The sequence below is a fragment of the Microvirga pudoricolor genome (assembly GCF_016892705.1).
Classification (GTDB): domain Bacteria; phylum Pseudomonadota; class Alphaproteobacteria; order Rhizobiales; family Beijerinckiaceae; genus Microvirga; species Microvirga pudoricolor.
This window is the reverse complement of record NZ_JAFEMB010000002.1, coordinates 68,483-88,469: the sequence shown is the minus strand read 5'-3', so window position 1 is coordinate 88,469 and position 19,987 is coordinate 68,483. Positions and strand designations below refer to the sequence as shown.

General features: G+C 65.0%; 21 protein-coding genes. 10 read left to right on the top strand and 11 right to left on the bottom strand.

The genetic code is table 11. The features are described from left to right. The first annotated feature begins 98 nt into the window (after positions 1 to 98). Positions 99 to 806 (top strand): DnaJ domain-containing protein, encoded by a 708-nt coding sequence (locus ILT42_RS22825; RefSeq protein ID WP_229428555.1) that lies wholly within the window; start codon positions 99 to 101, stop codon positions 804 to 806. A 178-nt stretch (positions 807 to 984) separates the two neighbouring features. Here the strand turns inward: ILT42_RS22825 and ILT42_RS09395 are convergent, their stop codons facing one another. After that, positions 985 to 2,574 carry a D-alanyl-D-alanine carboxypeptidase gene (locus ILT42_RS09395; RefSeq protein ID WP_204215292.1) on the bottom strand — a complete coding sequence of 530 codons (1,590 nt, stop codon included), beginning with the start codon at positions 2,572 to 2,574 and terminating at the stop codon, positions 985 to 987. Between the two features lie 250 nt (positions 2,575 to 2,824). Between ILT42_RS09395 and ILT42_RS09390 the strand changes: the two genes are divergently transcribed. From ILT42_RS09390 to ILT42_RS09375, 4 genes are all read left to right on the top strand, one after another. Next, a complete protein-coding gene (locus ILT42_RS09390; protein ID WP_204215290.1) occupies positions 2,825 to 3,160 on the top strand; it encodes a phasin family protein in 336 nt (111 codons plus the stop codon). A gap of 254 nt (positions 3,161 to 3,414) precedes the next feature. Beyond that, positions 3,415 to 3,801 (top strand): ATP-dependent Clp protease adapter ClpS, encoded by a 387-nt coding sequence (clpS, locus tag ILT42_RS09385; RefSeq protein WP_204215288.1) that lies wholly within the window; start codon positions 3,415 to 3,417, stop codon positions 3,799 to 3,801. Positions 3,802 to 3,831: 30 nt separating this feature from the next. Beyond that, entirely contained in the window at positions 3,832 to 6,297 is a 2,466-nt protein-coding gene (clpA, locus tag ILT42_RS09380) for an ATP-dependent Clp protease ATP-binding subunit ClpA (RefSeq protein WP_204215287.1), read from the top strand. Next, positions 6,294 to 6,545 carry a hypothetical protein gene (locus ILT42_RS09375; protein WP_204215285.1) on the top strand — a complete coding sequence of 84 codons (252 nt, stop codon included), beginning with the start codon at positions 6,294 to 6,296 and terminating at the stop codon, positions 6,543 to 6,545. The genes clpA and ILT42_RS09375 overlap by 4 nt, the downstream gene beginning before the upstream one ends. 66 nt (positions 6,546 to 6,611) lie before the next feature. Here the strand turns inward: ILT42_RS09375 and ILT42_RS09370 are convergent, their stop codons facing one another. The 3 genes from ILT42_RS09370 to ILT42_RS09360 form a co-directional block, all read right to left on the bottom strand. Further along, on the bottom strand, positions 6,612 to 7,751 hold the full coding sequence (locus ILT42_RS09370) for a GNAT family N-acetyltransferase (protein ID WP_204215283.1): 1,140 nt from the start codon (positions 7,749 to 7,751) through the stop codon (positions 6,612 to 6,614). A 345-nt stretch (positions 7,752 to 8,096) separates the two neighbouring features. Continuing rightward, a complete protein-coding gene (locus ILT42_RS09365; protein WP_204215281.1) occupies positions 8,097 to 8,846 on the bottom strand; it encodes a glycerophosphodiester phosphodiesterase family protein in 750 nt (249 codons plus the stop codon). Continuing rightward, positions 8,843 to 9,313: a RidA family protein gene (locus tag ILT42_RS09360; protein WP_204215279.1), complete on the bottom strand. Its 471-nt coding sequence runs from the start codon at positions 9,311 to 9,313 to the stop codon at positions 8,843 to 8,845. Before ILT42_RS09360 ends, ILT42_RS09365 begins: the two co-directional genes overlap by 4 nt. A 121-nt stretch (positions 9,314 to 9,434) precedes the next feature. On the opposite strand from ILT42_RS09360, the gene ILT42_RS09355 reads away from it, so the two are divergent. Then, on the top strand, positions 9,435 to 10,271 hold the full coding sequence (locus tag ILT42_RS09355; RefSeq protein WP_204215277.1) for a cell envelope integrity EipB family protein: 837 nt from the start codon (positions 9,435 to 9,437) through the stop codon (positions 10,269 to 10,271). On the opposite strand, the gene ILT42_RS09350 is transcribed toward ILT42_RS09355, so the two are convergent. Further along, entirely contained in the window at positions 10,262 to 11,539 is a 1,278-nt protein-coding gene (locus ILT42_RS09350; protein WP_324617731.1) for a DNA polymerase IV, read from the bottom strand. The two genes, ILT42_RS09355 and ILT42_RS09350, sit on opposite strands and share 10 nt — an antisense overlap. 7 nt (positions 11,540 to 11,546) lie before the next feature. Continuing rightward, complete coding sequence (locus tag ILT42_RS09345) at positions 11,547 to 11,831, bottom strand: DUF3572 domain-containing protein (protein WP_204215274.1); 285 nt, start codon at positions 11,829 to 11,831, stop codon at positions 11,547 to 11,549. Between the two features lie 105 nt (positions 11,832 to 11,936). Here ILT42_RS09345 and ILT42_RS09340 point away from each other — a divergent pair, with 105 nt between their 5' ends. Together ILT42_RS09340 and ILT42_RS09335 are read left to right on the top strand one after the other, a co-directional pair. Then, entirely contained in the window at positions 11,937 to 12,320 is a 384-nt protein-coding gene (locus tag ILT42_RS09340) for a response regulator (RefSeq protein ID WP_204215272.1), read from the top strand. Beyond that, positions 12,317 to 13,222, top strand: coding sequence for a response regulator (locus ILT42_RS09335; RefSeq protein WP_204215270.1), 906 nt, complete (start codon positions 12,317 to 12,319; stop codon positions 13,220 to 13,222). Before ILT42_RS09340 ends, ILT42_RS09335 begins: the two co-directional genes overlap by 4 nt. A 273-nt stretch (positions 13,223 to 13,495) precedes the next feature. Here the strand turns inward: ILT42_RS09335 and ILT42_RS09330 are convergent, their stop codons facing one another. Further along, on the bottom strand, positions 13,496 to 14,176 hold the full coding sequence (locus ILT42_RS09330; protein WP_204215268.1) for a YoaK family protein: 681 nt from the start codon (positions 14,174 to 14,176) through the stop codon (positions 13,496 to 13,498). Between the two features lie 203 nt (positions 14,177 to 14,379). On the opposite strand from ILT42_RS09330, the gene ILT42_RS09325 reads away from it, so the two are divergent. Together ILT42_RS09325 and aqpZ are read left to right on the top strand one after the other, a co-directional pair. Then, positions 14,380 to 14,631 (top strand): hypothetical protein, encoded by a 252-nt coding sequence (locus ILT42_RS09325; protein ID WP_204215266.1) that lies wholly within the window; start codon positions 14,380 to 14,382, stop codon positions 14,629 to 14,631. A 342-nt stretch (positions 14,632 to 14,973) separates the two neighbouring features. Continuing rightward, entirely contained in the window at positions 14,974 to 15,726 is a 753-nt protein-coding gene (gene aqpZ / locus ILT42_RS09320; RefSeq protein ID WP_204215264.1) for an aquaporin Z, read from the top strand. A 119-nt stretch (positions 15,727 to 15,845) separates the two neighbouring features. Here aqpZ and rpmG read toward each other — a convergent pair whose 3' ends face one another. The 4 genes from rpmG to rnr form a co-directional block, all read right to left on the bottom strand. Beyond that, the gene (gene rpmG / locus ILT42_RS09315; protein WP_204215262.1) at positions 15,846 to 16,013 is read right to left on the bottom strand and encodes a 50S ribosomal protein L33; all 168 of its coding nucleotides are present in this window, start codon (positions 16,011 to 16,013) and stop codon (positions 15,846 to 15,848) included. 155 nt (positions 16,014 to 16,168) lie between these two features. Then, positions 16,169 to 16,879, bottom strand: coding sequence for an NUDIX hydrolase (locus tag ILT42_RS09310; RefSeq protein ID WP_229428580.1), 711 nt, complete (start codon positions 16,877 to 16,879; stop codon positions 16,169 to 16,171). After that, positions 16,869 to 17,354: a DUF983 domain-containing protein gene (locus ILT42_RS09305; protein ID WP_204215258.1), complete on the bottom strand. Its 486-nt coding sequence runs from the start codon at positions 17,352 to 17,354 to the stop codon at positions 16,869 to 16,871. The genes ILT42_RS09310 and ILT42_RS09305 overlap by 11 nt, the downstream gene beginning before the upstream one ends. A gap of 33 nt (positions 17,355 to 17,387) precedes the next feature. Further along, entirely contained in the window at positions 17,388 to 19,715 is a 2,328-nt protein-coding gene (gene rnr / locus ILT42_RS09300; protein ID WP_229428554.1) for a ribonuclease R, read from the bottom strand. Positions 19,716 to 19,987 lie beyond the last annotated feature (272 nt).

Sequence of the window (19,987 nt, the reverse complement as noted above, 5' to 3'; positions counted from 1 at the left end):
GCATCCTCCAGATCGCGCATCGTCAGAGAACGCCCGAGGGTTCGCGCCGACGAGAACCGGGGCCGCTTTCTTGGCACGATGCGGCAAGGGAAAAGGACATGATGCTGCTCTTCGGAATCGCGGCGGTTCTCCTGCTGTGGTGGCTTTCCAAGACTTTCGTTCGCAGCGACGCCAAGGCGCTGGCGCGCGCCTTCAAGGTCGTGGGCGGGATCATGGCGCTGGGGGCTGCCGTCATCTTGGGCATGCGCGGGCGCTTCGACATGGCGTTGCTCACTGGCGGCATCGGGGCTTGGCTCCTGGGGTGGAGTGCCAGCCTCCCGGCGCCGCTGCGAAGGTTCGGCATTGGAGAGAAGCGCACCTCGCGGATGCGTTCGGCCCTGATCGAGGTCGAACTGGACCATGCGACGGGGGCCGTCAGGGGCCTGGTTCTCGCCGGCACCTTCCACGGACGCCGCCTCGAGGACCTCGACCCAGGGAGCCTGAGCCGGCTTCATGGCGAATGCCAGGCGGCCGACCCCGAGGGGTTGGCGCTCCTAGAGGCTTATCTTGATCGCCGGTTTTCCTCTTGGCGTGAAAACGCTCAAGCCAATGGATACACGCGGTCGGGACGTCAGGCGCAGCCGGGCGCGATGACGAAGGAGGAAGCCTACCAAGTCCTGGGGCTTCAACCGGGCGCGAGTGTCGACGACATTCAGCGTGCCTACCGGACGCTGATGAAAAAGCTCCATCCGGACCAGGGGGGCACGACGTATCTCGCGACCCGGGTGAATGAGGCCAAGGAAGTCCTGTTGAGCCGACATCGCTGATACTCCACGCGCGATCCGGTTGAATTTGGGGGAGCGGCGCGAAACGCACGTCGCTCCTGGATTCTCATTGAAATTGACCCCTTGGATCCGGAAGCGGACGGGCTCTCCGGGATCGTTTCGGATCTATGTCTGCGGAGGCCGCGCCGTTCGAACCGTGGAGGGCGGCCTTCCGTGACAGCTAGCTGCGGGTCGCGAAACAGGCGATGCCGCTACGCTTGAGCGCCTTGCAGGCCTTCTCGGCCTCACCCGATTCATTGAAGCCGGAGAACCGGGCGCGGTAGAGGGTCGAGCCGTCCTTGTTCACCTTCTCGGTGAAGGGAGCAGCCTTCGCCAGGAGCTTTCCGGAGCGGGAACGGGCGGAGGCGAGCATATCCTTCGCCTTATCCTCGTCGTCCGTGGCGCCAAGCTGGATCACCCACTCCGTCACGTTCGGGCGGGAGGCTTTCGGCTCGGGAGCCGGAGCGGCCTTGGCGGTCGCGGCCGGCACGCGCTCCTGGGTCTTGGCGGCCGCCGCGGGCTCGGCCGGCGCGGACGGCCGTCCGGCGGGCGCGGCGGGGGGCTGCAGTGCCGCATAGGCCTGCGCATTCAGGGGCAGGGGCTCCTGGCCTTTCTGCCAGCGCACGGTGGAGGAGGGCGTCGTGGTCGAGCTCGCACCCGCGGCCGAAGCGACAACCGGACGAAGCGCGTTGAGATCGAGCGGCTTGCGGGCCTCGGCCGTCGGAGCCGGAGCCGCGATGGGAGCGGCTGCCGGAGTGGCGGACGCGACCTTGACGGGCGCCGCCGGTGCGGTCGTGGCCGTGGTCTCCACGTTGAGACCGACCGTGGGCTGCGGCGACGCATCGGCGACCATGGTCGGGCGTGAGCCTTCGAGAACCGGGGGAGCCGTGCGATTGCCCGCATAGGCGCGGGACAGATGGTTTTGGACCAAGGCTGTCATCTGCTGGTCGCGGGAGGCGCCGGAACGTCCGCCAAGCACGACGGCGACGACGCTGCGGGTGTCCGTGTTCACCGAGGTGAGCAGGTTGAAGCCCGAGAGGCGGGTATAACCCGTCTTGATGCCGTCCACGCCCTCGACCTTGCCGAGCAGCCGGTTATGACCGCGGATCGTCCGTTGGCCGTACTGGAACGAACGGGTCGAGAAATAGGAAAAATACTTCGGGAAGCGATCCTGGATCGCCCGGCCGAGGATCGACAGATCCCGGGCCGTGGTGATGTTGGGCGGCGAATGGGGCAGGCCGTGCGGGTTGTAGAAGGTGGATGAGCTCATGCCCAGCGACCGAGCCTTCTTGGTCATCATGTCGGCGAAGGCGTCCTCGGACCCGGCGATGTTCTCTGCGACCACCACGGACACGTCGTTGGCCGAGAGCGTGACCATGGACTTGATGGCGTCCTCGACATCGATCGTCGAGCCCGGCCGCAGGCCGATCTTGGTCGGCGGCTGGGAGGCCGCGTAAGCCGACACCGTCAGGGGAGTGTCCAGGCGGATCCGGCCGCGCTCAAGCTGCTCGAACAGGAGGTATAGGCTCATCACTTTCGTGAGAGAGGCGGGGATGCGCGGAGCGTCCTCGTTCTCGCCCTGGAGCACCTTGCCGGTCTTCGCGTCCACGACGATGGTCGCGTAGGGCGGGCTGTAGCCGCCGCCCTTCGGTGCCGCCTTCTTGCGCGCCGCTTCCGCGGGAGTGGAGAGAGCGATGGCGAACGAAGCCGTGATCGCCATCACGGCCCCGAAGGTTTTCCCATGCCCAGCCCAAACGCGTACTAAACTCATCCTGTTACCGTCCCTGTCCTTGGTCTCAGGCCCCCACCGGCCGTCTCGTCGAGGAGATCGTTGCCGGCACAACACAGTCCTGGACGGTAGGAGATTGCGGTTACGCGCAAGTTAACGAGACTCTCGCGAAAGGCAAATTTGTGCAGTGCACAAAAATATTGACACATATTGTGCGCTGCACTATAAGGCTGATCGTCGCCACCAGCGAATGATTTCTCAACAGAGGCAGCGTTGCGGCGCTGAGATTCAGATGTTCCAACCCTACGACCAGATGCAGAAGATGGGCCAGGACGGCCTTGACGCCACCATGACGGCCATGGGCGCCTTCACCAAGGCCAGCCAGACCATCGCGGCCGAGACCGCCGATTACGCCAAGAAGGCTTTCGAGACGGGCACCGGCACCCTCGAGAAGCTGACGGGCGCCCGCACCCTCGAGACCGCCATCGAGATCCAGTCGGCCTACATGCGCACGACCTACGAGGACCTCGTGGCCCAGTCGGCCAAAATGGGCGAGCTTTACACCGCCCTCGCCAAGGAGACCTTCAAGCCTTTCGAAGGCTTCGTGAAGAAGCCCTTCGCGGCCTGATCGCCCGCGACCGAACGACCTTGAAGCGCCCGGACCGAAAGGCCGGGCGTTTTTCGTTTTCGGACCGGCGCGACGTTTCGCGGCGGCCGCTCACGAGATCGGGATCTACCGCTTTGGCCTGCGACTTCCCATCTTGTTGATCTGGAGAACAGGAAAGAGCGACTATACACTCGGACGACTGTCGAGCCCGCCCCACAGGCGGAGCCTCGAAATCGAGCTATCCCGGGGGAGTCGGTCGGAAGAACATGTGGCTGATGACATCAGAGACCTTCGACGACAAGGGCCGGCATCCGCTGCGGGCGGCCGGACCCAAGGGGCCGGCTGGCGACGATCGTGACGGCAGCGGTTCCGGAACCGCCATCATCACGAAAGCCAAGCCGCAGACGAAACGACCCAATCTGTACCGCGTTCTCCTTCTGAACGACGACTACACTCCCATGGAGTTCGTGATTCACGTGCTGGAGCGGTTCTTCAACAAGAACCGGGAGGATGCCACCCGCATCATGCTGCACGTGCACCAGAACGGCGTCGGGGAGTGCGGCGTCTTCACCTATGAGGTGGCGGAGACCAAGGTGACGCAGGTGATGGACTTTGCCCGCAAGCACCAGCATCCTCTCCAATGCGTCATGGAAAAGAACTAGCCGAGACACCGTCTCTTAAAGGATAGGCCCTTGCCGAGCTTCTCTCGCAGTCTTGAACAAGCCCTCCACCGAGCCCTCGCCCTCGCGGGTGAGCGCAGGCACGAATACGCCACTCTGGAGCACCTTCTGCTGGCCCTGGTCGACGACCAGGACGCCGCCGCCGTCATGCGCGCCTGCAACGTCGACCTCGACGTCCTCCGTCGCAATCTCGTGGAGTACGTGGACAGCGAACTCGCCAACCTCGTGGCCGATGGGCGTCAGGATTCCAAACCCACTGCCGGTTTCCAGCGCGTGATCCAGCGTGCGGTCATTCACGTCCAGTCGTCCGGGCGGGACGAGGTGACGGGTGCCAACGTGCTCGTGGCGATCTTCGCCGAGCGCGAAAGCCATGCCGCCTACTTCCTGCAGGAGCAGGACATGACCCGCTACGACGCGGTCAATTACATCAGCCACGGGATCGCCAAGCGCCCCGGCATGGTCGAGGGTCGCACGCCTCGCGGCACCGAGGAGGAATCGACCGAGCGGCCCGCCTCCGAGGAATCCGACGCCCGGCCGAAGAAAAAGGGCGACGCCCTCGAGGCTTACTGCGTCAACCTCAACAAGAAGGCGCGGGACGGCAAGATCGACCCGCTCATCGGGCGTGAGCTCGAGGTTCAGCGGACCATTCAGGTCCTGTGCCGCCGCCAGAAGAACAATCCGCTGCTCGTGGGCGATCCCGGCGTGGGCAAGACGGCCATCGCCGAAGGCCTGGCCCGGAAGATCATCAGCGGCGAGGTGCCCGAGGTCCTGGCCGATGCCACCGTCTTCGCCCTCGATATGGGCACGCTGCTCGCCGGCACCCGCTACCGGGGCGACTTCGAGGAGCGCCTCAAGCAGGTCATGAAGGAGATCGAGGCGCATCCGAACGCGATCATGTTCATCGACGAGATCCACACGGTCATCGGGGCCGGTGCGACGTCCGGCGGCGCCATGGATGCTTCGAACCTCCTCAAGCCCGCCCTGGCGCAGGGGACCCTGCGCTGCATCGGCTCGACCACCTATAAGGAATATCGCCAGTATTTCGAAAAGGACCGGGCGCTGGTTCGCCGCTTCCAGAAGATCGACGTCAACGAGCCGTCGGTGCCGGATGCCATCGAGATCGTGAAGGGTCTCAAGCCCTATTTCGAGGAGTTCCATAAGCTCCGCTACACCAACGAGGCCATCAAGGCCGCCGTGGAGCTTTCGGCCCGCTACATCAACGACCGAAAGCTGCCCGACAAGGCGATCGACGTGATCGACGAGACGGGCGCCTCGCAGATGCTCGTGCCGGAGAACCGCCGGAAGAAGACCATCGGCATCAAGGAGATCGAGGCCACCATCGCGACGATGGCCCGCATCCCGCCCAAGACCGTATCGAAGGATGACGCCGAGGTTCTGGCAAACCTGCAGGACAACCTGCGCCGGGTCGTGTACGGCCAGGACAAGGCCATCGATGCGCTCACCTCCGCCATCAAGCTGGCCCGCGCGGGCCTGCGCGATCCGGACAAGCCCATCGGCTCGTACCTCTTCGCCGGACCGACGGGCGTCGGCAAGACGGAAGCCGCCAAGCAGCTGGCGGCCTCCCTGGGCGTCGAGCTCCTGCGCTTCGACATGTCGGAGTACATGGAGCGTCACACGGTCAGCCGCCTGATCGGCGCGCCTCCCGGCTATGTGGGCTTCGACCAGGGCGGTCTGCTGACCGACGGCATCGACCAGCATCCGCACTGCGTCCTGCTTCTCGATGAGATCGAGAAGGCCCACCCGGACCTGTTCAACATCCTGCTCCAGGTCATGGACCACGGAAAGTTGACTGACCATAACGGCAAGCAGGTCGACTTCCGCAACGTGATCATCATCATGACCACGAATGCAGGAGCCGCCGACATGGCCCGCCCGGCCTATGGCTTCACCCGCGCCAAGCGCGAGGGCGACGACATGGAGGCGATCAACAAGCTGTTCTCGCCGGAGTTCCGGAACCGTCTGGATGCCACGATCTCGTTCGGCCACCTGCCGAAGGAAGTGGTCGAGAAGGTTGTGGACAAGTTCGTGGCCCAGCTCGAACTCCAGCTCGCCGACCGCCATGTGGGCATCGAGCTGTCTGACGAGGCCCGCGACTGGCTGGTGGAGCACGGCTACGACGAGGCCATGGGCGCCCGCCCGATGGGTCGCCTGATCCAGATGACCATCAAGACGCCCCTGGCCGACGAGGTCCTGTTCGGCAAGCTCAAGGACGGCGGCACGGTTCGGGTGGTCGTCCAGACGGACGATATCGGCCTCCAGAGCCTCGGCTTCGAGTACCTGGATGGGCCGACCAAGCCCAAGCCGGAGAAGGACGTCGCCAAGGCGGCCCGGAAGCGGGCCAAGCCAAAGGCGGCCTCGGCCCCCAGGGCAAAAAAGTCCTCCAAGCCGAAGGGGACCGGTGGTAATGGAGGCGGAGGCATCCGCACCGTACCGAAGGTTCCGCTGGTCAGAGCATGACGTCCGACATTCATCAAGGACCCCTGGAAGCCGCCACGGAAGTGGCGGCTCCCGCCCGTCGTTCCTGGCGGGAGCAGCGCGAGCTGCGCCGCCGCCGCCGCGTCTGGCTCGAAGAGCTGATGGGCTGGATCCTCGTGCCGATCATCATCGTCGGCACCTATTGGCTCGTGGTCGGCGGGCTCGATGCCCTCGGGACGTCGCCCTCGGCCATCATCAACGGCCTCAGCACCATCACGTCGGCTTTCTAGGGTACCGCAGGAGCCCGCCTGTAAGCCTTCCAGGCTGCCGCATTGTCGGGTGCTGTCGGCTTGATTTCACTCGTCGGTGTGCCGAAAAGGCACGGCCTCGGCCAGCTCATCCACAGCTTTGGCCATATAGGCTCGTTCCTGGTCGAGATAAGCCGCAATCGCCTCCCGCAAACCCGGATCGGCGATCTCATGCGCCGAGTGCGTGATGACTGGCCGATAGCCCCGAGCCAGCTTGTGCTCGCCCTGGGCCCCCGCCTCGACCCGGTCGAGGCCATGGGCGACGGCATAGTCTATCGCCTGATAGTAGCAGACCTCGAAGTGCAGGAAGGGGTGGTCCTCGACGCAGCCCCAATTGCGCCCATAGAGCCGCGTATCGCCGACGAAATTGATCGCGCCCGCGATGTAGCTCCCGGCTCGCTTGGCCATCACCAGAAGGATCCGGTCCGCCATGCGCTCGCCGATCAGCGAGAAGAATCCCCGGTTCAGGTAGGGGCGGCCCCACTTGCGCGAGCCCGTATCCATGTAGAACGAAAAGAATGCGTCCCAATGCGCTTCCGTGATGTCGCGGCCCCGGAGCCATTCCACCGTGATGCCGTTCGCGAGGGCGTCCCGCCGCTCGCGGCGGATGGCCTTGCGCTTGCGAGATGAGAGGGCCGCCAGGAAATCCTCGAAGCTCCCGTAATCCTCGTTGAACCAGTGAAACTGCTGGTCGTCGCGCAAGAGGAAGCCTGCCGCCTCGAAAGACTGGACGTCCTTGTCTTGGAGAAAGGTGGCGTGGATCGACGACGCCTTCGTCTGCTCGCGCAAGGCGTCCAGGCCTCCGATGAGATGAGCCCGGACCCCATCGGCCTTGTCACTGTCGGGCACGAGGAGGCGGGGCCCGGAGACCGGCGTGAACGGGACGGAGGCTTGAAGCTTCGGGTAGTAGCGCCCGCCTGCGCGCTCGTAGGCATCGGCCCAGGAATGGTCGAACACGTACTCGCCCATGGAATGGGACTTCAGGTAGCATGGAGCGGCACCGAGCAGCGTTCCGGCCGAGTCCTCGACAAGGACGTGGAGAGGCATCCAGCCCTTCGCTCCCGTGACGCAACCGGAATCCTCCAGGCTCGACAGAAAGGCATGCGAGACGAAGGGGTTGGAGGGGTCCGTTCCCGGATCGGTCGAACGGGCGCAGGCATCCCACGCGTCGGCCGAAACAGGCTTCAAACCTTGGGCGATCTTGACTTGGAAGGACACTGGGCCGGGAAACTCACCGCTCGAAACCTGAAGGTAGGTCTCAGGGGGCGAGGTGGCAAGAATGCCGGCCACTTCACCGCAGCGACGAAGACTGCTCTCCCGTTTTGGACATCATGCTGAGGAGAGCCGCTAGGCCCGTCTCGAAGACCTCATCCTGAGGAGGCCGTCAGCCCGTCTCGAAGGAGGGCCCCAGCGGAGCGCCTCCAGGGAACACTGGATCATCCTTCGAGACGAATGGCTGCGCCATTCCCTCAGGATGAGGTCCAGAGTTTTCGAGATGGCCGCCCTCAGGATGAGGATCCGAGGCGCCCGCCGCTATGGCAGGAAGCCCTCGAAGACCATCTGGTCGGCATAGGCCTCAGCCCGAGCCCGGTCCTCCGGGTTCCTGACCGTCCAGGTCATCACCGGCAGGTGGCCAAGATGGCGGAAAAGGTTGGGAACGGCCGAGGGCAGGTCCTTCACGTGCCAGGACAGGAATTGCGGCTGCGATTCCGGGAAGTGCAGAAGATTCGCGAAGGCGTGCTTCTTCTCAGGCGACAGGAAGCCGTCCGAGGAGGAATTGTACTCGAGCTGGGCGATGATGCCGCGCGTCACGTCAGGGGCGATCTTGCGCACATGCGCCACGATATCCGGGTCGAAGGACTTGAGGACGAACGGGCCCCGATACTCCGCTAGGACCGCGCAGACCCGCTCCGTCAGTCGCATGTCGCCGTTGAAGAGGCTCTTGATCTCGATGACGAGCGGCACCCGGCCGTCGATCGTGTCCAGGAAACCTTTCAGGGACGGGATCCTGTCGGAGGCCGAGCCCGCGATGGCGATGGTCGTCAGGCTGGCGAGCGTGCGGTCCACGACCTTGCCTTGCTCGGCCGTCAGCCGGTTCAGGTCGAAATCGTGGAACACGATGGCCTCGCCGTCCGCCGTGAGCTGGACGTCGCATTCGATGGGAAAGCCGTGACCGATGGCCGCTTCCGCGGCCGAGATCGTGTTCTCGACGATGCCGTTGGCTTTGTTGTGGAGGCCGCGATGGGCGATGGGCTTCGCGACGAGCCAGGAAGGCGTGCTCATTGGACTTCGAACATCCCTTCGACTTCCACGCAGGCGTCGAGCGGCAGTTCCGCGACGCCGATGGTGGAGCGGGCATGGCGGCCCTTGTCGCCCAGCACCTCGACCATGAGGTCGGACGCGCCGTTCATCACGGGGGCAAGGCCGGCGAAGGTGGGTACCGCGTTGATGAAGCCGCCGAGGCGGACGCAGCGCACGACCTTGTCGAGGTCGCCCACGGCGGCCTTGAGCTGGGCCAGGAGGTTGATGGCGCACAGGCGCGCCGCCTGCTGGCCGACGTCCGGGGTGATCTCGGCGCCGAGCTTGCCCTTGTGGGCATCCGCCATCTTGCCGTCGGTGCCCAGGCAGAGCTGACCGGAAATGATCACCAGATTGCCGGTGCGGACGAAACCGACATAATTCGCCACCGGGGCGGCGGGGGTCGGCAGGGTGATGCCGAGGTCGTTCAGTTTGGTGTCGATGCTGCTCATGGCGAGCCTCTCGGGTTCGATGACGGCCCGGTTGTGGCGGAACCGCCTTCGATAGGCAAGCCGGACGTTGCGGAGGAGGGGGCCGGACTCTATCTTCCCTGTTCATGTACGAGGACAATCCATGCGAAGCCTGATCCTGCTGTCGAGCCTTTTGCTCTCCTCCGTTTCCGCAGCGTCAGCGCAGACTCAACCGTCCACGCCGGTCCAGCTCGTGCCCCACAGGGCGGTCTATGACCTGTCGCTGGTGCGCTCCACGGGCTCGCGCGGGGTCGAGAGCGCGACCGGCCGCATCGCAATGGATTTCGGCGGCGACGCCTGCGACGGCTATACGTTGAAGTACCGCCAGGTCACGATCCTCAACGGCTCCGAGACGGGATCGCGAACCCTGGACGTTCGCACCGCCACCTTCGAGTCGGGCGATGGCAACTCCATGCGGTTCAAGACCGAGTCCGCCTCCGAGGGCACCCCGACCGACAATGTGGACGGGGAAGCCAAGGTCCGGCCCGACGGGAACCTGTCGGTCAGCCTCAAGGGCGGCAAGGAGAAGGGGTTCTCGGCGGGCGGCCATCCCGTCTTTCCCACGGAGCACATGAAGCGGCTCATCGAGGCCGCGAGGGCCGGCCAGAACACCGTGTCGGTGAAGATCTACGACGGGTCGGACGGCGGCACGAAGGTGTACGACACGCTGGCGCTGATCGGCCGCAAGATCGAGGGAGGCGCGGGCGCGAATCTGGAAGAGGCCGTCAGGAAGGACGCCCTCGCGGGGGTCGCCCGCTGGCCCGTCACGATCAGCTACTTCAACGTGGCCAACGGCGACCAGACCCCGGCCTACACGATCTCCTTCGACCTCTACGAGAACGGGATCAGCCGAGCCCTCAAGCTGGATTACGGGGATTTCGCCCTCAAGGGCGACCTCAAGAGCCTGGACCTCTCCTCCGCCAGCGCCTGTCAGCGCTGACGGGAGCGCAGCATGATGCCCTTCTGAAGGGCTCCGACGCCGAACTTCTCACGGATCCGATCGATGGCCGCCTCCCGGTGGGCGTCGCGGACCACGCTCTGGTCGGCCAGGTCGCCCTTGTCGGCCTCCGCCGGGTCGCAGAGATCGGCGGCCCCGATCCCGATGAGCCTATAGGCTGTCCCGTCGCAGGCCTGCTTCAGCAGGGCGCGGGCCGGTTCGAACAGGCGCGAGGCGAGTTGGGTGGCGGGCAGTCCGGAGCGGGTGCGTGTGAGGAGCCTGAACTCCGTGTCCTTGAGCTTCAAGGTGACGCTGCGGCCTGCGAAGCCGGATGCCTTCATGCGGGCCGACACCTTCTCCGACAGGCGCCACAGGACGGGCTCCAGCTCCTCGAAGGAGCGCAGGTCCGTATCGAAGGTGGTCTCGGACGAAATGCTCTTGGTTTCCCGCTCCACCTTCACGGGGCGGTGATCCTCGCCCCAGGCGATCCGCGCGAGCCGCTGCGCATCCCGCCCGAGCGCGTCGAACAGGGTCTTCTGCTGGACCTCGCGCAGGTGCGCGATCTTCGTGATGCCGGCCTTGGCCAGCCTCCCCTGAGCGGCGGCCCCGATGCCGGGGATGATGGAGACCGGCTTGTCCGCCAGGAAATCCGCCGCCTCGCCGCGTCCGATGATGGAGAAGCCGCGCGGTTTCTCGAAGTCGGACGCGATCTTGGCCAGGAACTTGTTGTAGGACAGCCCGACCGAGATGGTGATGCCGAGCTCGTCCTCCACCCGTCTGGCGAAGCGCGCCAGGGTGATCGCCGGGCTGGCGTGATGGAGCCTCTCGGTCCCCGAGAGGTCCATGAAGGCCTCATCGATGGAGACCGGCTCCACGAGAGGCGTCAGTTCGAACATCAACTGGCGCACCGCCCGGCCCGCGACCCGGTATTTGTCGCCGTTGGGCTTGATCACCACCGCATGCGGACATGCCTTGAGAGCCTTGAACATGGGCATCGCCGAGCGTACCCCGTAGGTCCGGGCAATGTAGCAGGCCGTGGACACCACGCCACGCTTGCCGCCCCCGATGATCACGGGCTTGTCGGCAAGGCTGGGATCGTCGCGCTTTTCCACGGCCGCGAAAAAGGCGTCGCAATCCACGTGGGCAATCGTCAGGAGGTCCCGTTCCGGATGTTCCAGCAGGCGAGGGGATCCGCAGGCCGGGCAGCGACCGCCCGTCGAGGCCTTGCCCGACAGGGTGAGGCAGTCCCGGCAGAACGGAGCGGCCTGTATCACGGTGCTACTCGAACTCGGACGGCGACAGCGTGGCACGGGCTTCCATGATCTGTTCCGGCTTCGTGTCCATTTCCTTCGAAAGCTCCAGCAGCAGGGCCTCGTCGGACGCGACGTAGTCCAGAATGCCGGCCAGAAAGCCGGGTTCTTGCGCCGCGTCCCTGATGGTCTCGGGCGTGAGGCCGGAGATGTTCATGAAGCGGGCCAAGCGTCCGCCATGGCTGGACAGCGCCGTGAAGACCTGGAGGGCGACGGTCTGGGCTTGATCGGGGGTGATCTTGTGGAGCGGCATTTGGATCCAGGGGATTCGTAATTCATCAATATGTTTCGGGTTAGGTCTATCATCGGGTGAATAAGCGGGCCGGTGAAGTGTGTTTTTGGCGTTGAGGCTGCGGCAATGAAGAAGACGGTGTTGATCGTCGAGGATAACGAGCTCAACATGAAGCTCTTCAACGACCTTCTGGAGGCCCACGGCTACGCGACCCTGAAGACGGGGCACGGAATCGAGGCCATGGAGCTCGCGCGGGCCCACAAGCCGGACCTGATCCTCATGGACATCCAGCTGCCTGAGGTTTCAGGGTTGGAAGTCACGCGCTGGCTCAAAGCCGACGAGGAATTGAAGTCCATCCCGGTGATCGCCATCACGGCCTTCGCCATGAAGGGGGATGAGGAGCGGATCCGCGAAGGGGGCTGCGAGGCCTATCTGTCCAAGCCCATCTCCGTGGCCAAGTTCATCGCGACCGTGAAAACCTATCTCGATGTGGACGCCAGCCCCCCATGACGGCGCGAATCCTCATCCTCGATTCCGCCTTCCCGAAGACCGCTCCCATCGAGAGTAGTCTCACAGGGGCGTCCTTCGACGTGGCCGTCGCCACCACGGCCTATGATGCCCTCCTCCTGTGCTGCAAGGGCCATGTGGACCTCGTCCTTGTCGACGCGGCCCAGACTGGGCTCGACGCCTTCGAATTCTGCGCCACCTTGAAGCGCGACCCGACCCTGCGCCACCTGCCCGTGGCGCTGATGAGCGACCGGACCCGTCCGGCCCTGCGGCTGGACGCCCTGAACGCGGGCGCGGATGAATGCCTCTCCGCTCCGTTCTCGGACGGCTTGCTGGCGCTCCGGATGCGCAACCTGGCGGCCTTCAAGGCCTTGCAGGACGACCAGCGCCGCATCGCGGTCCTGCGCGGGAGTGACGCGTTCGACTATTCCTGCGACGTCAACCTTCCCCTCAAAGTCCTGGTGATGGACGGCGATCCGCGCTCTTGTTCGCGGATCGAGGAGATCCTGTCGGCGGAGTGCGAGGTCGTCTGCGTGAGCGACGATCCGGGAGCCGATTGCAGCCTGCTGGGCGAGTTCGACGTGATCATCCGCGATGCCGCCTGGCCGCCCGTTCCCGAACCTGTGGACCCGAACCCGAGCCGGACGCTTCTGCTCCTCGACGAAGGCGAGCCGATCCCCCGTGATTGCCGGGACCGGAACGTGGACGACGTGCTGGCCCGCCCCGTGGACCGCAGCGAACTTCTGGCCAGGGTGCGCCTCGCGGGGCGGAAGCGCCGTCTCATGGCTCAGATCCTGGACCTGGACGGGAGCAAAGTCCCCGACGGCCGTCCGGCCGAGCCCGCGCCAGCTCCCGCTCCCGCTCCCGAACCTCGCTCGGCAACCTTCCTGCGCAGCGCCGCCTGAAGGGGTTAACTCAAGCTTTCCGGAGGTAGGCTCTTGTCCACATTCCTCCACAGGGATAAATAGAGAACATCGATCTTGGGGAGAATGAATTCCGGTTCCCTTGCAAGGGCTTCCGGTTTCTGATTTTCTTCTGGTCACGCCTTTCCCGCCGCAAGCGGGTCTTCCATGCCTTTGATGCTCAGGTCCGCCGCATCTCCTGGGTTCGAGGGCTCGGCCAAGCTGGAGGTGGATGTTGCCTCCTCAGCTCTACCTCCAGCTGGCCACCATTTCCCGTCACCGCTGATTCTCCCGTGCCCGCTCCGAGCGGTCGCTGTCGCGTCCGGGCCCCAGGAGGGGCGCGACACCCGCGAGCATGAAGGCGAGCCCGGCCGGTACCCAGAGTCCGGTCATCCCGACCTGGGCGTAGCTCCACGCGCCGACAAGCGCCCCGGCGGTCAGGGACGCCCACAAGGTGATGCTAGACGTCCAGGCCAGCGGCGGGCCACCCCGCAGAGCCGCGGCGATTCGCTGGCCGGCCCGCACGAGGGTGCCGGTCATGTAGGTGAGGCCGATCCCCGTCTCGCCGTTCTTCTGAAACACTGCGTTCTCGATCCCCATGGCCAGGACCATGGCGGCAATGCTCAAGCCCCGCACCGAAGAGCCTTCGGACAGGGCCGCCGCGGCCAGGAGCGCTCCGACCGCAACCAGAACCCGCCGCCGCCCGGATGGCGTTCCGCCTCCTCCGATGAGGGCTCCCGTGGTGGCCCCGACCACGAAGAGCGCCAGGATCCCCGCCGCCAGTCCGGCCTCGCCCCAGCGGCCTTCGGCGAGGCTGACGCCCAGGCGGGTCGAGTTGCCGGTCATGAACGACACGAACAGGCCGCCCAGGTGGAGAAAACCCATCCCGTCCACGTACCCGGCGGTCCCGGCGAGCAGGAGGGCAACGGTGGCCTCAGGCCTGGATGTGCCCTTCACGACGAGCGCATCCGACAGCGATTCCGTGTGCCTTTACGAGCGCTCTCCCGAGAGCCATGCCAACAGGCCATCGTCCCGCCTCCCTTTCCCCGATGGCGTTGCATAGCAGGCGCCACGGCCGCCGACATCCCGGTCTTCCTGACGGCTTGCGCCAGCCGTCCGTTGATCTAGTTCCGACACTTCACGGAGAGGCGGCCCAGGACATGAGCAGAATTTCATGGAAGCGGGACAGCGTGGCGGGCGTGCCGCTCAACCGATATGTCGGCTTCGTCAATGCCATAGAGGTCGGCAACATCACCTATGACGGGAGCAACAAGTTCTGGATCTGGGCGAGCCCGCTCCAGGAGGATGCCTGGGGGTATGGGCCGACGGAGAACGCAGCCAAGGCGGGCCTGGAACTCTGGCTGGCGTCCTGGCTCGAGAATTTCCGGTCATTCCTTGATCCATCCCATTGAGGCGTTAGGCTCACGGAGGATGGGAAAGGGGTGCGCGACACGGTTTGGCGCTCACGCGGCAGCCGCCGCGAGAGGCGCACGGGTCGCCGCAGCGATCACGCGGGCGGGGCAGGTCGCTGCATGGTCGCCCGCAGCCGGCTCATCGCCCACGAGACGAAAGACGGGAAACACAAAGGATCGCTCGCGAGCCCGGCTTTGCAACCCGGTCGTCCGGGCGTATTCTGCTTTCACCAAGAAGCGTCCTGCGTTCTGCCTCGGCTCCCGACGGGCCGCCTTTGATCGACAGCTGTGTCGACGTCGCTCCAGCACCGCGTGGTTTGCGTAAACCCCAGGGAGGAGCCCATGGACCTGCACAACTCACAGAACATTCACCGCTGCGTGGCAGAGGGCATCGGCACCTTCTGGCTCACCTTCGCCGGATGCGGCAGCGCCGTGATCGCCGCCGGCTTCCCCGATGTCGGCATCGGCCTGCTCGGCGTTTCACTCGCCTTCGGACTGAGCGTCGTGACCATGGCCTATGCCATTGGCCACGTTTCAGGATGCCATCTCAATCCGGCCGTGACCATCGGTCTTGCAGCCGGGGGGCGCTTCCCCAAGCAAGATATCCTGCCATATGTCGTGTCGCAGGTCATCGGGGCCATCATTGCGTCGGCCGCTCTCTATGCCATTGCGACCGGCTCACCGACCTTCGATCTCGCCAAGGGCTTCGCGGCCAACGGGTACGGCGCTCATTCTCCGGGCCAGTACAGCATGGCTTCGGGCTTCGTGGCCGAGGTGGTGCTGACGATGATGTTCCTGTTCATCATCATGGGAGCCACACACGGCAAAGCCCCGGCCGGGTTCGCGCCCCTCGCGATCGGGCTCGGGCTGACCCTGATCCATCTGGTGGGCATTCCCATCACCAACACGTCGGTCAACCCGGCCCGCAGCACGGGTCCGGCGCTGTTCGTGGGCGGCTGGGCGCTGGCGCAGCTCTGGATGTTCTGGGTCGCACCATTGGTCGGCGGTGTGTTGGGCGGCATCCTGTACCGCTGGCTCAGCGAGGAGCCTTCAGCCCAGGTGACGGGTGTCACGCCGGCCGCCCCAGCCGAGTGAGAGGGCAGGTTCCATCGGGGCCGCAGGGGCTCCTGCTGGACCGCCTGTGATCCAACATGAAAAAACCGCCACGTGGTGGCGGTTTTGTCAAAACTTAAAAGAACTCGCAGAGAAGCCGATTACTTGATCTTGGCTTCCTTGAACTCGACATGCTTCTTGGCGACAGGATCGTACTTCTTCATGGCGATCTTGTCGGTCATCGTGCGCGAATTCTTCTTGGTCACGTAGAAATAGCCCGTGTCGGCCGTGGAGACGAGCTTGACCTTGATGGTGGCGGCTTTGGCCATGGTAGAACCTCTTTGATGGATGCTCGGCTTGAGCCGAAATACAAAGGGCCGGGCGAGCCCGGCCGAAATCTCGTGGGATCCATGCCCGATAACGGGCCTTTCGTCAAGGGCAGGAGCCGTTTTCGGCGCAGGATCGCGGCCTAAGGCGAAGCAAACTATAGCGTTTCACGGATTTGCCGGTCCTTGCGGAAATGGAAGAACGGCACCGGAAGCTGATGCAGGAACCCCGCCTCGATTCTGGCCTGGAGTTCTCCCAGGATGATCTCCGTGATCAGGGGTAGGTCCAGGGATTTGGCACGCTCCAAGGTCATCCAGTCGAGTTCGCTCAGCTCCGCGTCGGGACCCAGGATGCCCTCCACCTCTTGAGCGACGGCCGTGCGGTCCACCGCGAAGAACCGGGTGTCGAACCGGCGGCTCCGCCCCGGGGGCGTGATGGCGCGGGCCACGAATTGCAGGCCTTCGAGGTCCGGAAAGACCCCGTTTTCCTGGAAGGCTGCCCAGCTCGAGCCTGCGGGGACCGATTCCGGAGCGCCGTAATCCTTCGTTCCGAGCAGGAGACCCGTCTCCTCGAAGGTCTCCCGGATCGCCGCGAGGGCCAGGGCTCGGGCGCGTCCGGCGCTTCCCTTCGACACACGGGCGATCAGGGCTTCCTCGGCCCGGGGATGGAGGGCTCCCGCCACGGACATCAGCCGGTCGCTGGGCTCCGTGCGGCCGCCTGGGAACACGAAGACGCCCGGCATGAACTTGTGCTTCATGCTGCGCCGGCCCATCAGAACCTTGGGGCTGCGCTTCGACGTCCGGTCGATGATGATGAGGGTCGCGGCGTCCTTGGGGCGAAGCTTGGGAGCGCTGACGTCACGCTCCATATACAGGCGCACGGGGGCCTTCTGCTCCGTCTCCGACACCGGCCTTCTCCTCGACGCTCTCGTTCCTGGCGGTTCGGGCCGCTCGTGCGGCCGCGAATCCGTGCATCCCTAGCGCGTATTGCAAGCCCACGACAACGCCCTTGATGGGCTGAAGCAGTGCGACGCACAGGATCAGGGTGAGGGCCGGCCAGACCGCGAGGTGAAGCCAAAGCGGCACCTCGAACCGGGTCTCCGCCGTCAGAACGCCGTAGCCGATGAGGTGGCCGACGATGAACATGACGATGTAGGGCGGAAAGTCGTCGGCCCGGTGATGGTGGAACTCCGTTCCGCAGACGTCGCACGCGTCCACGACCTTCAGAAACCGGCCGAACAGCCTTCCCTGGCCGCAGGCGGGGCAGCGGCACAGGAACCCGTTCTTCATGGACCGGTAGGCATTGGGGCTTTCGCCCGGTGAGGCGACCGTCACGTCCGACATCTCGATTCCATCTGACGCTTGCGCGCCTTTTGCCTATGCGGCGCCGCCACGCCTGCTCTTGGTTCTGACCCGCGTCTTGCCGGGACGGGACTGAGCCCGCGTCGCGCCCTTCTTGGCGTCCGGCCCCCGTTTAGCCTTGCCGCCACCTTTTCCGCCATGCGGCTTTTTGCTGTAGCGGCCCTCCGACATCAACTCGAAGCGAAGGGCGCCCGCCACGGGAGCGGCTTCCACCAGCTTCACCTTCACGTTGTCGCCAAGTCGAAAGGTCTCGCCCGTCCGCTCGCCGCGCATGGAGTGCGTGCCTTCCTCGAACCGGTAATAGTCCGCCCCGATGGTGCCTGCCGGAATGAAGCCATCGGCGCCCGTGTCGTGCAGCTTCACGAACAGTCCGGACTTGGTGACGCCGGAAATCTGCCCATCGAACGTCGCGCCGATCCGGTCGGCGAGGTGATGGGCGATCAGGCGGTCGATGGTCTCGCGCTCCGCCGCCATGGCGCGGCGCTCGGCGGTGGAGATGCCGGCGCTGATCTCGATGAGCTGCTGGCGCTTGGTGTCGGGCGAAAGCCCATCCTTGCCGAGCTTCAGAGCCGTTATCAGAGCCCGGTGCACGATGAGGTCCGCATAGCGACGGATCGGGGAGGTGAAGTGTGCATAGCGGCGCAGGTTCAAGCCGAAATGGCCATAATTCTCAGCCGAATACTCGGCCTGGGATTGGGACCGCAGCACCACTTCGTTGATGAAGAGCTGGTTTTCGGAGTTCTCGACCGACCGGAGAATGCGATTGAAGAGTTCGGCCTTGAGCGCGCCTTGCGCAGACAGCTTGAGGCCGACCGAAGCGAGGACCTCGCCGAGTGACTTCATCTTCTCGAGGGATGGCTCGTCATGGACCCGATAGATCAGGTCGGACCCCGCCTTCTCCAGGGTCTCGGCCGCCGCCACGTTGGCGAGGATCATGAACTCCTCGATCAATTTGTGGGCTTCCAACCTCTCCGGCACGAGGACCCGGTCCACAGTCCCGTCCTGTTTCAGCACGATCTTGCGCTCGGGTAGGTCGAGGAACAGCGGCTCGCGGATGTCGCGTGCTTTTTTAACCGCCGCATAGGCGGCCCAAAGCGGCTTGAGGATCGGCTCGAGGATGGGGCCGGTCGTGTCGTCCGGCCTTCCATCGATGGCGGACTGCGCTTGCTGGTAGGATAGCTTCGCGGCCGAGCGCATCATGATCCGGTGGAAGCCATGGCTCTTCTTGCGGCCGTCCGCGTCCACGATCATGCGCATGGCGAGGGCTGGGCGATCTTCCAGGGGCCTCAGGGAGCAGAGGTCGTTCGAGATCCGTTCCGGCAGCATGGGCACGACACGATCCGGGAAGTACACCGAGTTGCCGCGCTCCAGCGCATCGCGATCCAGCGCGGAGCCGGGCCGCACATAGGCCGACACATCCGCGATGGCCACGGTGACCACAAACCCGCCCGGGTTGTCGGGGTCTTCGTCGGCCACCGCGTGCACGGCGTCGTCGTGGTCCTTGGCGTCGGGCGGATCGATGGTGACGAGCGGCAGCTTTCGCCAATCCTCGCGCTCCGCGAGCGTCACGGGCTTGGCGGACTCCGCCTCGGCCAGGGCTTCCTTGGAGAACACGTTGGGGATGCCGTGGGCGTGGATCGCGATGAGGCTGACGGCCTTCTCGGATTTCACGGAGCCCAAGCGCTCCTGCACCTTGGCCTGGGGCAGGCCGAAGCGGCTCGGCTTCGATAAGGAAACGGAGACCAGATCGCCGTCTTGGGCCTCGTTCTCGTCGCCGGGGCGGACGAGGAGCTCCTTGTCGCGCGATTTCTTCTCGACCGGTACGATCCTGCCGCCGCCCTCCGGCATGGCCTGGAAGATGCCGAGCACCTGGCTGCGCTGGCGGGCCACGATCTTGACCACGCGGCCGGTATATCTGTGGATGTCGCCCTTGAGCGGCGAGACCCTGATCAGCGCTCGGTCGTTCACGCCGGGCGTCGGCTGGTCACGGCGCGGCTTATGGGGAAACGTGACCAGGATGGTGGGGATCGGGCCGTCTTCGTCGGCATTCCATTCGGCCGGCTCCGCGATCAGCTCGCCATCTTGGTCCCGACGCTTGATGTCGGCCAAGACAACGGGCGGAAGCTGCCCGGCCTTGTGAACGCTCTTGTGGCGCCGGTCGATAGCGCCCTCGTCCTCGAGTTCCTTGAGGGCCTGCTTGAGCCAGATCCGGTCACCACCATGGATGCCGAAGGCCTTCGCGATTTCCCGTTTGCCCACCTTTCGGGGCGAATCCGCGATGAAGCTCATGAGTTCCTCCCGGGTCGGGAGGGAGGGGGCGGGGGCTTTGGGGCGTCTGGCCAATGCGGGAGGACTCTTGAATGCCTTCGAAGGATGCAGCTGATCCGCTGACAACTTGTCGCGGGTAGCCGCTAAGGCAATCCGGCAAGCGCAGGGATCCCACTCAAGATGATGTCAGCCGGCCCCGATTGCTAGCCCTATAAATGCTCCTAAGGCCTTATGAACAAAAAGAAAGGCCCCCGAGTAGGGGGCCTTGTAGGAGACCGGCTCTTGGGGGCAGAGCGAGCCGGTGATGTCCATACAACGCCGGGCCTGGACAGCGGTTCCAACTTTTT

Bases quoted from the DNA above. Each gene is read 5' to 3' on its own strand.
- ILT42_RS09365 (WP_204215281.1), bottom strand. From the start codon at position 8,846: ATGAGCACGCCTTCCTGGCTCGTCGCGAAGCCCATCGCCCATCGCGGC.
- ILT42_RS09355 (WP_204215277.1), top strand. From the start codon at position 9,435: ATGCGAAGCCTGATCCTGCTGTCGAGCCTTTTGCTCTCCTCCGTTTCC.
- ILT42_RS09375 (WP_204215285.1), top strand. From the start codon at position 6,294: ATGACGTCCGACATTCATCAAGGACCCCTGGAAGCCGCCACGGAAGTG.
- ILT42_RS09305 (WP_204215258.1), bottom strand. From the start codon at position 17,354: ATGTCGGACGTGACGGTCGCCTCACCGGGCGAAAGCCCCAATGCCTAC.
- ILT42_RS09325 (WP_204215266.1), top strand. From the start codon at position 14,380: ATGAGCAGAATTTCATGGAAGCGGGACAGCGTGGCGGGCGTGCCGCTC.
- aqpZ (WP_204215264.1), top strand. From the start codon at position 14,974: ATGGACCTGCACAACTCACAGAACATTCACCGCTGCGTGGCAGAGGGC.
- ILT42_RS09360 (WP_204215279.1), bottom strand. From the start codon at position 9,313: ATGAGCAGCATCGACACCAAACTGAACGACCTCGGCATCACCCTGCCG.
- ILT42_RS09395 (WP_204215292.1), bottom strand. From the start codon at position 2,574: ATGAGTTTAGTACGCGTTTGGGCTGGGCATGGGAAAACCTTCGGGGCC.
- ILT42_RS09390 (WP_204215290.1), top strand. From the start codon at position 2,825: ATGTTCCAACCCTACGACCAGATGCAGAAGATGGGCCAGGACGGCCTT.
- ILT42_RS09340 (WP_204215272.1), top strand. From the start codon at position 11,937: ATGAAGAAGACGGTGTTGATCGTCGAGGATAACGAGCTCAACATGAAG.
- ILT42_RS09335 (WP_204215270.1), top strand. From the start codon at position 12,317: ATGACGGCGCGAATCCTCATCCTCGATTCCGCCTTCCCGAAGACCGCT.
- clpS (WP_204215288.1), top strand. From the start codon at position 3,415: ATGACATCAGAGACCTTCGACGACAAGGGCCGGCATCCGCTGCGGGCG.
- ILT42_RS09345 (WP_204215274.1), bottom strand. From the start codon at position 11,831: ATGCCGCTCCACAAGATCACCCCCGATCAAGCCCAGACCGTCGCCCTC.
- rpmG (WP_204215262.1), bottom strand. From the start codon at position 16,013: ATGGCCAAAGCCGCCACCATCAAGGTCAAGCTCGTCTCCACGGCCGAC.
- ILT42_RS09310 (WP_229428580.1), bottom strand. From the start codon at position 16,879: ATGGAGCGTGACGTCAGCGCTCCCAAGCTTCGCCCCAAGGACGCCGCG.
- ILT42_RS22825 (WP_229428555.1), top strand. From the start codon at position 99: ATGATGCTGCTCTTCGGAATCGCGGCGGTTCTCCTGCTGTGGTGGCTT.